Source organism: Kosakonia pseudosacchari (assembly GCF_900184035.1).
Lineage (GTDB): Bacteria > Pseudomonadota > Gammaproteobacteria > Enterobacterales > Enterobacteriaceae > Kosakonia > Kosakonia pseudosacchari.
Window position 1 is genome coordinate 334831 of the sequence record NZ_FXWP01000025.1, and the last position, 13709, is coordinate 348539.

Consider the following 13709-nt stretch of genomic DNA (forward strand, 5'->3'; position numbering starts at 1 on the left):
CGTTACGGTGCCGGGTAGGTGTAAACCTGATGCACCGCTTCGATCTCAGCCAGAACGTCTGCGCTGAGATCGAGATGCAAACTTTCCACGTTGGTTTTGAGTTGCTCCATCGTCGTCGCGCCCAGCAGGGTGCTGGCGACGAAGGGCTGACGCCGCACAAAAGCCAGCGCCATTTGTGCCGGATCCAGATTGTGGCGCTTCGCGATATCCACATACGCCGCGACCGCTTTTTGCGCCTGCTCACCGCTGTAACGCGTAAAGCGGCTAAACAATGTGTTGCGTGCGCCAGCGGGTTTCGCGCCGTTGAGATATTTGCCGGTCAGCGTGCCGAACGCCAGACAGGAGTAAGCCAACAGCTCGACACCTTCATACTGGCTCACTTCCGCCAGACCCACTTCAAAGCTGCGGTTTAACAGGCTATACGGGTTCTGAATGGTCACAATGCGCGGCAATTCATGTTTTTCCGCCAGTTGCAGATAGCGCATCACGCCAAACGCGGTCTCATTCGAGACACCGATATAGCGGATTTTCCCGGCGCGCTGGCACTCGGTCAGCGCCTCCAGCGTTTCCAGCAGCGTCACGACCGGCGCGCTATCAACCCAACTGTAACCCAATTTGCCAAAGCAGTTGGTTGGGCGCTGCGGCCAGTGTACCTGGTAAAGATCCAGGTAATCGGTTTGCAGGCGCTTTAAGCTGTCATCGAGCGCGACGCGGATGTTTTTGCGATCCAACGCCTGGTTCGGGCGAATACCGCTGTCGTTATTACGGCTTGGGCCGCTGACTTTAGAGGCGATAACCAGCTTTTCACGGTTACCGCGTTTCGCCAGCCAGTTGCCGACATAGGTTTCCGTCAAACCCTGCGTTTCCGGACGTGGCGGAACAGGGTACATCTCTGCAACGTCAATCAGGTTGATACCCTGGCTGACGGCGTAATCGAGCTGTGCATGGGCGTCGGCTTCGCTGTTTTGTTCACCAAACGTCATTGTGCCCAGCCCCAGGGTGCTTATTTCAAGCGAACTGTGGGGGATACGGTGATACTGCATAGCCGGCTTCCTTAAAAGTACAACGTCAGTTGAGCTGACAAAGGAATATAAACATGGCAGAGGGGAGGAAAAAGGGAAAGAGAAAAATCAAATAAAGGCCAGCAGGTGACTGACCTTTATAGCAATTTCTTAGCGTTCAATAATCTGGGATACGTCATCGCGGTTAATCTGCATTTTATTACCCTGCTGATCGCGGTAGCTGACCAGCCCGGTATCATCGTCAATTTCCGGTTTACCGTCCGTCAGGATCATCCTGCCGTCTTTTGTCGCCATCACGTAATCACTGCTGCATCCGGAAACGGCGAAAGCCAACCCCACTGCGGAGATAATCACTGCCCATTTCTTCATCGTTCTGATCCTCTGGTGGCATGCATCTGACAACAAGTTTAGTAATAACGTGCTGTCTGGAGACGAAAAAGCAGGATAATCTGAAAAAAGTTGTTAAAGGCAGATCAAAGATAAAAAACGCTCCCCCTGTTGAGGAAGCGTTTTGTTTACAGCGGATTCTTCTTGTTTCGCATCAGGTTGAGCGTTTCAACCGCGATGGAGAAGAACATAGCGAAGTAGATGTAACCTTTCGGCACATGGATGGAGACGCTTTCCAGAATCAGCGTAAAGCCGACGAGGATCAAAAACGACAGCGCCAGCATTTTGACCGACGGGTGGCGGTCAACAAATTCGCCAATCGGACGCGCGGCAAACATCATCACGCCAACGGCGATAACCACGGCCGCCATCATAATGAACAGATGATCGGACAGACCCACCGCCGTGATCACCGAGTCGAGACTGAAGATAATATCCAGTAGCATAATCTGCACAATCGCGCCAAAGAACGAATGCACATTGGTCTTCAATCCTTCCTCTTCCCCTTCGATCGATTCGTGGATCTCTTTACTCGCTTTCCAGATAAGGAACAGGCCGCCGAGGAACAAGATCAAATCGCGGGCGGAAACGCTGTGATCAAACACGCTGAACAGCGGGTGTGTCAGCCTTGTTACCCAGGCAATGGATGCCAGCAGCAAGAGCCGCATGATCATCGCCGCAGCCAGACCTAACCGACGTGCGTGATTACGCTGCGCGGTAGGCAGCTTCGCAACCACCAGAGAGAGGAAGATAATATTGTCGATCCCTAAAACGATCTCCAGCAGCGTCAGCGTACCGAGCGCGAGCCAGGCGTTGGGATCGGTTACCCATGCAAATAACATCTCTATAAAGTCCTGCCAAAAAAAGAAGCGCTAATTATAAGCACCGCTGTGGCTTAGGCAAAAATTTAATGCGGTGAGAGCAAAAAGTGGCGCGCCAGCAGTGCACCGGTGAAGTTCTTTTTCAGGTAAAAGCCGCGCGGCAAGGTGAGAATGGTTTCGCCATGTTCACCAATAGCTTCCGTCAGCGCTTTACTGTTGGCCGCCTTCGGCCGCAGTTGCAGAACTTCGCCGTGGCGAGCGGTAATGCGGGTAACCTGGCCTAACACAATCAAGTCCATCAACTCTTCCCAGTCGAGCCGTAATTGCTGCTCTTCTTCTGCATTTGGGCTCCAAAGCAACGGCGATCCGACGCGACGATCCGCGACCGGGATCTCGCGTGAACCCTCAATCGGAATCCATAAGACGCGCTTGAGCTTATGCCGCACATGGCTGGTTTCCCACACGACGCCACTGTTGCCGGTAAGGGGAGCCACGCAAACAAACGTGGTCTCCAGCGGGCGGCCGTGGTTATCCACCGGAATGGTTTTTAACTCAACGCCCAGCGCGGCAAAATCCTGCTCGGGTTTACTGCCTGCGCTGGCACCGAGCCACAGCTCCAGCAGGACACCTGTCCAGCCTTTATCACGCTTTAAATCACGCGGAACGGGCAAGCCGGCAAGCGCAGCCAGTTCTCCGAGCGTATAGCCCGCCAGGCGCTGCGCCTGGGCAAGCAATTGCGTTTCTGATTCAGGCGGTGAAGTGAAAGGGGCCAACGCGAACATGTCAAAAACCTTTTGTCTAAAAAGTAACCGCTAGTTTTGCACCGTAGCCAGGCAGTGTACCTTTTTCTGCGGGGTATGAGCAATTTGATGATTTATAAGATAATTTTGAGAGGATTTTGATGAGTTGCGCAACTATGTGTCGGGTTTTCCAAATCTGGTCACTGACAATAAACAGGATCTTACACCATGTTATCCACAGAAAAGTGGGATAACTGGGGAAAAGTGTCACTACTGTTTCGATTTACAGCCTTGACGTGCGATGAAAATCGAAATTCTGCACAAAATGTGCCTAACTTATTGGCATAATCTGTGGATAAATTCGGCTCTGTTCGATCTTTCATCAGCGCCTGGATCCTTAAGGTGATGATCGTCACATTCTGGTGCTATTAACGGTTGGAAACCTGTTTAACTTCATGAATTACTGTATGTTATTTCTTTCATGTCAAACAGGGCTATTCAGACTGTTCCGGGTTTTCCCGGGGTAATTCCATACTTTTTCACAACTCTATCCACAGAAAAGGTGAATAAAAACCGTCGTCATTCTCGCTTTCTGTTTATAACTTTGATGATTACTGTGAGTTATTCAAATGTTATTCGTTCGTATCCCTGTCATAGAGTGGTTTACCGTTTTCCGGGAGTGTGAAACAATCGCTTTATTCAGACTTTTTTTGAGGTAGTCCGGTGATTGATGACGATGGCTACCGCCCAAATGTGGGAATCGTAATCTGTAATCGACAAGGTCAGGTCATGTGGGCCAGGCGCTTTGGACAGCACTCATGGCAGTTCCCCCAGGGGGGAATTAACCCTGGCGAGTCCCCGGAACAAGCAATGTACCGGGAACTGTTCGAGGAAGTGGGCTTAAGTCGTAAAGATGTTCGTATCCTTGCTTCTACGCGTAACTGGTTGCGTTACAAGTTACCGAAACGTTTGGTGCGTTGGGACACAAAGCCGGTTTGTATCGGCCAGAAACAGAAATGGTTTCTTTTGCAGTTGATAGGCAACGACAGTGAGATCAACATGCAGACCAGTAGTACGCCCGAGTTTGATGGCTGGCGTTGGGTGAGCTACTGGTATCCTGTTCGCCAGGTAGTGTCGTTTAAACGCGATGTCTACCGGCGGGTGATGAAAGAGTTTGCAAGCGCGGTGATGTCGCTTCAGGAAACGCCTCCGAAGCCGCAAAGCGCGCCTGCCTGGCGACGTAAACGAGGTTAAGCCACCCATATTATGCTCACCCGACTGCGAGAAATAGTTGAGAAAGTCGCCAGCGCGCCACGCCTTAACGAAGCGCTGGAAATATTGGTTACCGACGTTTGTCTGGCGATGGAAACCGAAGTTTGCTCGGTCTATCTCGCAGATCACGACCGGCGTTGTTATTACCTGATGGCGACGCGCGGTTTAAAAAAGCCGCGCGGTCGCACCGTCACGCTCGCATTCGATCAGGGGATTGTCGGACTGGTAGGCAGGCTGGCGGAACCCATCAACCTGGCGGATGCGCAAAAACATCCCAGTTTTAAATACATTCCCTCTGTTAAAGAAGAGCGCTTTCGCGCTTTTCTTGGCGTACCTATTATTCAGCGCCGTCAATTGCTTGGCGTGCTGGTGGTACAACAGCGCGAGCTACGCCAGTATGATGAAAGCGAAGAGTCCTTTCTGGTCACGCTTGCCACCCAGATGGCGGCCATTCTCTCCCAGTCACAATTAAACGCGCTGTTTGGCCAGTATCGGCAGACGCGAATTCGCGCCTTGCCGGCAGCGCCGGGGGTTGCTATCGCTGAAGGATGGGTCGACGAAACGCTGCCGTTAATGGAGCAGGTTTATCCGGCCTCGACGCTTGATACCTCGCTTGAGCGCGAAAGGCTAACGGCGGCGCTTGAAGAAGCCGCCAACGAATTTCGCCGTTACAGCAAACGTTTCGCCGCCGGGGCGCAAAAAGAGACGGCGGCAATTTTCGATCTCTATTCGCACCTGCTTTCCGATGCGCGCCTGCGCCGTGATCTGTTTGAAGAAGTCGACCGCGGCGTGGTGGCAGAATGGGCAGTCAAAACCGTTATTGAACGTTTTGCCGAACAGTTTGCTGCGCTCAACGATGGCTACCTGAAAGAGCGTTCAGGTGATTTGCGCACGCTGGGCCAGCGTTTGTTATTCCACCTCGATGATTCTATTTCCGGGCCAAACAGCTGGCCGGAGCGCTTTATCCTCGTTGCCGAGGAACTCTCCGCCACCACCCTTGCAGAGCTACCGCACGACAGGCTGGCGGGGGTGGTGGTGCGAGATGGCGCGTCAAACTCGCACGCGGCAATTATGGTACGTGCGCTTGGCATCCCGACGGTAATGGGGGCAGATATTCAGCCCGCCGTGCTGCAACGTCGCATGTTGGTGGTGGACGGTTATCGCGGCGAGTTGTTGGTGGATCCTGAACCGGTGCTGTTGCAGGAATACCAGCGGCTTATCAGCGAAGAGAATGAACTCAGCCGCCTTGCCGAAGATGATGTGAACCTGGCCGCACAGCTTAAAAGCGGCGAGCGGGTGAAGGTGATGCTTAACGCGGGTTTAAGCCCGGAACATGAAGAGAAACTGGGCAGCCGCATCGATGGCATTGGGCTTTATCGCACCGAAATTCCGTTTATGTTGCAAAGCGGTTTCCCGTCCGAAGAGGAGCAGGTCGCGCAATACCAGGGCATGTTGCAGATGTTTAACGACAAGCCCGTGACGCTGCGTACGCTGGATGTCGGCGCAGATAAGCAATTGCCCTATATGCCCATCAGCGAAGAGAATCCTTGCCTTGGCTGGCGCGGCATTCGGATTACGCTCGACCAGCCGGAAATCTTTCTGGTGCAGGTGCGCGCCATGCTGCGCGCCAATGCGGCAACCGGGAATCTCAGCATTCTGTTGCCGATGATCACCAGCATCGACGAAATCGATGAAGCGCGCAGATTGATCGAGCGCGCCGGCCGCGAAGTCGAAGAGATGATTGGTTACGCAATTCCTAAACCGCGAATTGGTGTGATGCTGGAAGTGCCGTCAATGGTGTTTATGTTGTCGCACCTGGCGAACCGCGTCGATTTTATCTCGATTGGCACCAACGATCTGACGCAATACATCCTGGCGGTTGATCGTAACAATACCCGCGTGGCAAATATGTACGACAGCTTGCACCCGGCGGTACTGCGGGCGCTGGCGATGGTTGCCGATGAAGCAGAACGGTTAGGCATTGATATCCGCTTGTGCGGTGAAATGGCCGGTGATCCGATGTGTGTTGCCGTGCTGATTGGACTGGGTTATCGCCATCTTTCCATGAATGGACGCTCAGTAGCGCGCATTAAATATTTGCTGCGTCGCATTGATTGTGAAGAGGCGCAAACGCTGGCGAGACGTACGCTGGATGCGCAACTGGCGACCGAAGTGCGTCATCAAATTGCCGCATTTATGGAACGACGTGGGCTGGGCGGCCTGATTCGCGGCGGAATTTAGCCGGTTCAGGGATATACATAACTTTTACAACTTCGCCGCCACCCGCTCGCGGTGCCTTATGCTATGATTCGCAGCTTTGGAGCGACCGGCAATTGCGGTCGCGTAGGTGAACCGCTGTCCACTTTCGGCGGAATAACAACAAGTTGTGGTGAAAGATGAACAGTGGCTATCTGCATTTCCCGGACTTTGATCCGGTGATTTTTTCCATTGGACCGGTTTCTCTCCACTGGTACGGATTAATGTACCTGGTGGGCTTCGTCTTTGCGATGTGGCTGGCAACGCGCCGGGCGAATCGTCCGGGCAGTGGCTGGACAAAAAACGAAGTTGAAAACCTGCTTTACGCGGGCTTTCTCGGTGTTTTCCTTGGCGGCCGCCTCGGCTATGTGCTGTTCTACAACTTCCCGGTTTTCCTGGACGACCCGCTTTATCTGTTCCGCGTATGGGACGGAGGCATGTCCTTCCATGGCGGTTTGATCGGCGTGATTGTGGTGATGATTATTTTCGCCAGACGCACCAAACGCAGCTTCTTCCAGATTTCTGATTTTATTGCTCCGCTGATTCCGTTTGGCCTTGGCGCAGGGCGGCTGGGTAACTTTATCAACGGTGAACTGTGGGGACGCGTTGATCCGTCATTCCCCTATACCATGCTGTTCCCTGGCTCACGCGCGGAAGATATGGCGCTGCTGCCCGCGCACCCTGAATGGCAGTCAATTTTTGACACCTACGGCATGTTGCCGCGTCATATGTCACAGCTGTATGAACTGGCGCTGGAAGGCGTTGTGCTGTTTATCATCCTTAACTTGTTTATTCGCAAACCTCGCCCGACGGGCGCGGTCTCCGGCTTGTTCCTGATTGGCTACGGCGCGTTCCGTATCATCGTTGAGTTCTTCCGTCAGCCTGACGCCCAGTTTACCGGCGAGTGGGTGCAATACATCAGTATGGGGCAGATCCTCTCCATTCCGATGATCGTTGCAGGCGCCATCATGATGATTTGGGCGTACCGCCATCGTTCGCCGCAACACGTTTCCTGAGGAACCATGAAACAGTATTTAGAGTTGATGCAAAAGGTGCTGAATGAAGGCACCCCGAAAAACGACCGCACAGGGACAGGCACTCTGTCTATTTTTGGCCATCAGATGCGTTTTAATCTGCAGGACGGCTTTCCGCTGGTGACCACCAAGCGCTGCCATTTGCGTTCAATTATTCATGAGTTGCTGTGGTTCCTGCAGGGCGACACCAATATTGCCTATCTTCGCGAAAACAAAGTCACCATTTGGGACGAATGGGCCGACGAAGAGGGCAATCTTGGCCCGGTTTACGGCAAACAGTGGCGCGCATGGCCTACGCCTGATGGCCGCCATATCGACCAGATCACGACGGTTATTAATCAGCTGAAAAACGACCCTGATTCACGCCGCATTATTGTTTCCGCGTGGAATGTGGGTGAGCTGGACAAAATGGCGCTGGCCCCTTGTCACGCATTCTTCCAGTTCTATGTGGCGGACGGCAAGCTCTCCTGCCAGCTCTACCAACGCTCCTGCGATGTGTTCCTTGGTCTGCCGTTCAACATCGCCAGCTATGCGCTGCTGGTGCATATGATGGCTCAACAGTGCGATTTGCAACCGGGCGATTTTGTCTGGACCGGTGGCGACACCCACCTTTACAGCAATCATCTGGAACAAACGCGTCTGCAATTAAGCCGTGAACCGCGTGCGCTGCCGAAACTGGTTATCAAGCGTAAGCCTGACTCGTTGTTTGACTACCGTTTCGAAGACTTCGAAATTGAAGGCTACGATCCGCATCAGGCCATCAAAGCGCCTGTCGCAATCTGATTGCTAACAACATGTCATAACCGGTGCGGCAACGTACCGGTTTTTTTTATCTGATAATCGCTTCTTCGGCCCTCCTTCCACCTCGCCTGCAACTCACTGCAACATGACGTATTTCTTTCGTACGACCTCGTAACCTCTCTGTTTGCCTCTCGACCAGAATGTCTGGTGACGACACACTGCCGCCATGAAAAAAGAAGATGGCTTCACCCTGATTGAAACCCTCGTCGCAATGGTGCTGATCGTTATTCTGAGCGGAGCGGGCATTTCTGGCTGGCAGAGCTGGCAGGCACAACAGCGGCTGTGGCAAACCGCGTTGCAGGTGCGGCATTTGCTGGAACGTCTGCGCGATGATGCCAACTGGCACAACCGTTCTCAGCTGGTGTATGGCATTCGTGAAGGTGAACGCTGGTGTCTGGTGAATTCGCCGTCGCAAAACTGCGCTGTGCAGAATGTTTTCTCACTGCAGCCCCGCTGGCCTGACGTCATGCTCGTTGATGTGACACCTTCGCTAGGGTTCTTTGGTCTGCGCAACAGCGCCTGGCCGGGCAATATTCGGCTACGTAGCAGTGCAGGGGAGTGGCGGGTGGTGGTTTCGGCATGGGGCAGGATCAGAATGTGTCAGCCATCGGCGGAGAATCTATGTTAGACAGACAAAAAGGGTTTTCACTGTTGGAAACCGTGCTGGCGATGGCAATCGGCAGCGTGCTGTTACTGGCGTCTGCCCGTTTTTTACCGGCGCTACAGCTGGCGGTAACACAGCATACACGTATCCAGACGGTGGAAGATGATGTGTGGCTGCAACTGCGTGGTATCGCAAAACATCTCCAGCGAGCGGGATATTGCAATGGTAGCTGTAGCGGCCAGCCGCTGGTTATCAGTAGTAGTGGAGATTGCGTCATTGCTCAGTGGGACGCCAACAGCAATGGGCGCTGGGAGTCAGCGGGAAGCAGCGAACCGGAACAAACCGGCTTTCGGCTACAAAGTGGCGCACTCGAAATCATGCGTGGGGCAACATCTTGCAGTGGCCGGGGCTGGGAAAAAATCACCGATCCTGCCCAAATGAGCATTGAGCGGTTTCATGTCGCTCAGCGTCAGGCGTCGGGGTTTGCACCGCAGCTTTCGATCACACTCTCGGCGCGTGTTCCGGGTAATGTCGGGCAACCTTTTACCGCTGATTTAAGCGTGACCGGGTACAACTTATGAACCGGCAACGAGGGATGTCGTCACTGGTGCTGGTATTGTTGTTATTGCTATTGGGTAGCCTGATGTTGCACGGCTTAAACCTGCAATTGAGCAGTCATATCTGGCGCGTGAACAATGAAAATCAGGGGATTCGTAACGCTGCGGAAATCACTTCAGCCATGGAGTGGGCGCGTCATCAAACCTGGCCTGCACAACCCCCGCTGCAGTGCCAGCAAAGTACCGGGCAAAATGTTCGAAGTTGCTTACGCGTTTTTACCGATGGGGCCGCGCTGCTGATTGTTGCGAACGCTGAAACATCGCTGTGGCATCTGGGACGTGTGGAGGGGACGCAGGTGCATTTTTTGCCTCATGGCTGGAGTGATTTTTGTCCCCTAAAAGAGGAAGCGCTATGCCGCTTGCCGTAAACAAACAACGAGGCTTTAGCCTTACCGAAGTTCTGCTGGCTATGGTGTTAATGGTGATGGTTGTTACCGCGCTTGGCGGTTATCATCGTGCGCTGGCCTCGGGGTTTGTATCCACCAGCCAGTGGCGACAGCTATGGCGCTACGCCTGGGAACAGGCGCAACCAGAAGTATCACCGTTACCGCCAGGCTGGCAGGTTCAGCGGGGGCAGACAACCACCGGGGGATGTGTCAGCATCAACGTTACCGTTAGTTCGCCAGTGGGCAGGCAGGGGCAAATGACACGATTATTTTGCCCGAACAGTCAGTAGTCAGGAGCGCTTATGTTAAGGGTTTACCACTCCAATCGTCTGGATGTGCTGGAAGCATTGATGGAGTTCATTGTTGAGCATAACAGGCTCGACGATCCCTTTGAGCCCGAAGTAGTGCTGGTGCAGAGCACCGGCATGGCGCAATGGCTGCAAATGACGCTCGCGCAGAAGTTTAGTATTGCTGCGAATATTACCTTCCCGCTGCCCGCGAGCTTTATCTGGGAGATGTTCGTCACCGTACTGGATGGAATCCCCAAAGAGAGCGCGTTTAACAAACAGAGCATGAGCTGGAAGCTGATGTCGCTACTGCCCGGCATGCTGGAGCAAGAAGCCTTCACCATGCTGCGCCATTATCTGAATGACGACGATGACAAGCGTAAACTCTTCCAGCTCTCTTCACGCGTGGCAGATCTCTACGACCAATATCTGGTTTACCGCCCGGAGTGGCTGACGCGATGGGAAGCGGGTGAACAGATCGACGGGCTGGATGAAGCCCAGCGCTGGCAAGCACCGCTGTGGCGTGCGTTGGTGGAACATACCGCCGCGCTGGGGCAGCCACACTGGCACCGCGCCAACCTCTACCAGCGTTTTATCGATAAGCTTGAATCGGCTACGCAGCGGCCAGCCGGTTTGCCTTCGCGCGTCTTTATTTGTGGGATCTCCGCGCTGCCGCCCATTTATCTACAGGCGCTTCAGGCGCTGGGTAAGCATATTGATGTCCATCTTTTGTTTACGAATCCCTGTCGCTACTACTGGGGCGATATCAAAGATCCGGCGTTTCTGGCGAAACTGATCACCCGTAATCGTCGACATCACCGGGAGAACCGACAGTTTCCACTGTTCCGTGATACACAAAACGCCGAAGGGCTGTTCAATGCTGATGGCGAGCAGGATGTTGGCAACCCCTTGCTGGCTTCGTGGGGCAAGCTGGGGCGGGACAACATTTTCCTGCTGGCGGGCATGGAGCGTTATGAAGAGCTGGATGCTTTCGTCGACATTACGCCCGGCTCGCTGCTGCAAAATCTGAAGTACGATATCCTGGAACTGCAAAATGGTGCGGTAGCGGGCGTAACGGCAGAAGAGTTTTCCCGCAGTGATAAAAAACGGCTGCTTGATCCCAACGATCGCAGCGTAACGGTGCATATCTGCCACAGCCCGCAGCGAGAAGTCGAGATCCTGCATGACCGGCTGCTAACGATGCTGGAAGAGGATCCTGAACTAACGCCTCGCGATATCGTGGTCATGGTCGCCGATATCGACAGTTACAGCCCGTATATTCAGGCGGTTTTCGGTAGCGCCACCGGTGAGCGTTATCTTCCCTATGCTATTTCCGACCGACGCGCGCGGCAGGCTCACCCGGCGCTGCAGGCCTTTATCAGTTTGCTCTCGCTGCCTGACAGCCGCTTCGTCAGTGAAGATGTGCTGGCGCTGCTGGATGTTCCGGTGCTGGCGGCGCGTTTTAACATCAACGAAGAGGGGCTGCGTTACCTGCGCTTATGGGTCAATGAGTCCGGCATTCGCTGGGGAATGGACGACGACAACGTTCGCGAGCTTGAATTACCGCCGACCGGGCAGCACACCTGGCAATTTGGCCTGACGCGAATGCTGCTCGGTTATGCGATGGAAAGCCGCCAGGGGGAGTGGCAGTCGATTTTACCGTATGACGAATCCAGCGGGCTTATCGCGGAGTTAGTCGGCCACCTGGCGGAACTGTTGATGCAGCTTAATATCTGGCGTCGCGGCCTGGCTGAGGCACGGCCACTGGAAGAGTGGCTCCCGGTTTGCCGCGACATGCTCAATGACTTTTTCCTGCCAGACCAGGACACAGAAGCCGCTCTGGCGCTGATTGAACAGCAGTGGCAGGACATTATCGCGCAGGGACTTGGCGCGAATTACCACGAAGCGATCCCGCTTTCGCTACTGCGTGACGAGCTGGCTCAGCGCCTCGATCAGGAACGTATCAGTCAGCGTTTCCTCGCGGGGCCTGTGAATATCTGCACCCTGATGCCGATGCGCTCTATTCCTTTTAAAGTTGTCTGCCTGCTGGGCATGAATGATGGCGTCTACCCACGCGCACTGCCTCCGCTGGGGTTTGATCTGATGAGTCAGAAGCCGCAGCGTGGTGACCGCAGCCGTCGGGATGATGACCGCTACTTGTTCCTCGAAGCACTTAACTCTGCACAACAGCAGCTCTATATCAGCTATATCGGCCGGTCTATCCAGGATAACAAAGAGCGCTTTCCCTCGGTGTTGGTGCAGGAGCTGGTGGATTACATTGGACAGAGCCACTACTTGCCTGGCGATGCATTGCGTAATTGCGATGAAAGCGAGCAGCGGGTAAAGGCACATATTACGCATCTGCATACGCGTATGCCGTTTGATCCGGCAAACTATACGGCTGACGAATGGCAAAGTTATGTTCGCGACTGGCTACCTGCCGCGAGTTCGCAGGGCCAGGCGCATGCCGAGTTTATTCAATCGCTGGATGAGGTGCCGCTCGAAACGCTCACGTTTGACCAGCTGCAGCGTTTTTGGGCGCATCCGGTGCGCGCCTTTTTCCAGATGCGTCTGCGTGTGAATTTCCGCCCTGAAGAGAGTGAAATTCCGGATGCTGAGCCGTTTATCCTTGATGGCCTGAGCCGTTATCAGCTCAATCAGGAGATAGTAAATACGCTGGTTGAAGAGCAGGACGCAGAGAAGCTGTTTCGCCGCTACCGCGCGGCTGGCGTACTGCCTTATGGAGCGTTTGGTGAAATCATCTGGGAAACCCAATGTCAGGAGATGCAGGAGTTGGCTAACCGCGTTATTGAATATCGCCAGCCTTCTGACAGCCTCGAAATTGACTTGCATTGTGCAGGTGTTCATCTCACCGGCTGGCTGCCGCGTGTGCAGCCAGACGGACTGCTGCGCTGGCGTCCGGCCTTGTTGAGCGTTTCGCAAGGCTTGCAACTTTGGCTGGAACATCTTGTCTATTGTGCCAGCGGTGGCACCGGCACCAGCCGCTTGTTCGTTCGCAAAGAGGGCGAATGGTGTTTTCCCCCGCTGCCTGCTGATAAGGCGCGGGAATATCTGGCAACGCTGATTGAAGGCTACCGGGAAGGCATGATGAAACCGCTCCTGCTATTGCCGGAAAGCGGCGGTGCATGGATAAAAGTCTGTTATGACGCGGCAAATGATGCCATGGTAAAGGACGAAGAGACGTTACAAAAAGCGCAGAGTAAATTTCTGCAGGCGTATGAAGGCAATATGGTGGTGCGCGGTGAAGGCGATGATGTCTGGTATCAGCGCCTGTGGCGAACCCTTGAACCTGAGTATTACGCTGAAATTATCGAACAAGCGCAGCGTTTTCTGTTACCGCTTTATCGACACAACCAGTCCGATTGATTGTATAAAAATTGCGCGAAGTGGTTGCATCCATTATCATGCGCGACGGTCACGGACTGATATAACAAGAGTGCAGGCTCAGCCAGCACAGGTTT

Annotated in this window: 13 protein-coding genes; 9 read left to right on the top strand and 4 right to left on the bottom strand. The window is 53.9% G+C overall.

The features are described from left to right. Positions 1-2 precede the first annotated feature (2 nt). The 4 genes from BN2591_RS20155 to mutH all read right to left on the bottom strand — a co-directional run bounded on the left by BN2591_RS20155 (position 3) and on the right by mutH (position 3012). Positions 3-1043: an NADP(H)-dependent aldo-keto reductase gene (locus tag BN2591_RS20155; protein ID WP_086873595.1), complete on the bottom strand. Its 1041-nt coding sequence runs from the start codon at positions 1041-1043 to the stop codon at positions 3-5. 129 nt (positions 1044-1172) lie between these two features. After that, positions 1173-1391 carry a lipoprotein YgdR gene (gene ygdR / locus BN2591_RS20160; protein ID WP_007370351.1) on the bottom strand — a complete coding sequence of 73 codons (219 nt, stop codon included), beginning with the start codon at positions 1389-1391 and terminating at the stop codon, positions 1173-1175. A 146-nt stretch (positions 1392-1537) separates the two neighbouring features. After that, positions 1538-2251 (bottom strand): TerC family protein, encoded by a 714-nt coding sequence (locus BN2591_RS20165; protein WP_017457682.1) that lies wholly within the window; start codon positions 2249-2251, stop codon positions 1538-1540. Positions 2252-2316: 65 nt separating this feature from the next. Continuing rightward, complete coding sequence (gene mutH / locus BN2591_RS20170) at positions 2317-3012, bottom strand: DNA mismatch repair endonuclease MutH (protein ID WP_086873596.1); 696 nt, start codon at positions 3010-3012, stop codon at positions 2317-2319. Between the two features lie 681 nt (positions 3013-3693). Here mutH and rppH point away from each other — a divergent pair. The 9 genes from rppH (at position 3694) to recC (ending at position 13614) form a co-directional block, all read left to right on the top strand. After that, positions 3694-4224: an RNA pyrophosphohydrolase gene (rppH, locus tag BN2591_RS20180; RefSeq protein ID WP_017457684.1), complete on the top strand. Its 531-nt coding sequence runs from the start codon at positions 3694-3696 to the stop codon at positions 4222-4224. Between the two features lie 12 nt (positions 4225-4236). Further along, complete coding sequence (gene ptsP, locus BN2591_RS20185) at positions 4237-6483, top strand: phosphoenolpyruvate--protein phosphotransferase (protein ID WP_086873597.1); 2247 nt, start codon at positions 4237-4239, stop codon at positions 6481-6483. A 155-nt stretch (positions 6484-6638) separates the two neighbouring features. After that, positions 6639-7514 (top strand): prolipoprotein diacylglyceryl transferase, encoded by an 876-nt coding sequence (lgt, locus tag BN2591_RS20190; protein WP_086873598.1) that lies wholly within the window; start codon positions 6639-6641, stop codon positions 7512-7514. Positions 7515-7520: 6 nt separating this feature from the next. Then, the gene (thyA, locus tag BN2591_RS20195; protein WP_086873599.1) at positions 7521-8315 is read left to right on the top strand and encodes a thymidylate synthase; all 795 of its coding nucleotides are present in this window, start codon (positions 7521-7523) and stop codon (positions 8313-8315) included. A 184-nt stretch (positions 8316-8499) separates the two neighbouring features. Next, the gene (locus tag BN2591_RS20200; RefSeq protein ID WP_086873600.1) at positions 8500-8961 is read left to right on the top strand and encodes a prepilin peptidase-dependent protein; all 462 of its coding nucleotides are present in this window, start codon (positions 8500-8502) and stop codon (positions 8959-8961) included. Continuing rightward, the gene (locus BN2591_RS20205; RefSeq protein WP_086873601.1) at positions 8955-9518 is read left to right on the top strand and encodes a prepilin peptidase-dependent protein; all 564 of its coding nucleotides are present in this window, start codon (positions 8955-8957) and stop codon (positions 9516-9518) included. The genes BN2591_RS20200 and BN2591_RS20205 overlap by 7 nt, the downstream gene beginning before the upstream one ends. Further along, positions 9515-9922, top strand: a complete 408-nt coding sequence (locus BN2591_RS20210) for a DUF2509 family protein (protein ID WP_086873602.1) — start codon at positions 9515-9517, stop codon at positions 9920-9922. Before BN2591_RS20205 ends, BN2591_RS20210 begins: the two co-directional genes overlap by 4 nt. Further along, complete coding sequence (locus BN2591_RS20215) at positions 9907-10230, top strand: prepilin-type N-terminal cleavage/methylation domain-containing protein (RefSeq protein ID WP_086873603.1); 324 nt, start codon at positions 9907-9909, stop codon at positions 10228-10230. Before BN2591_RS20210 ends, BN2591_RS20215 begins: the two co-directional genes overlap by 16 nt. A 12-nt stretch (positions 10231-10242) precedes the next feature. Next, positions 10243-13614: an exodeoxyribonuclease V subunit gamma gene (recC, locus tag BN2591_RS20220; protein WP_086873604.1), complete on the top strand. Its 3372-nt coding sequence runs from the start codon at positions 10243-10245 to the stop codon at positions 13612-13614. Positions 13615-13709: the final 95 nt, after the last annotated feature.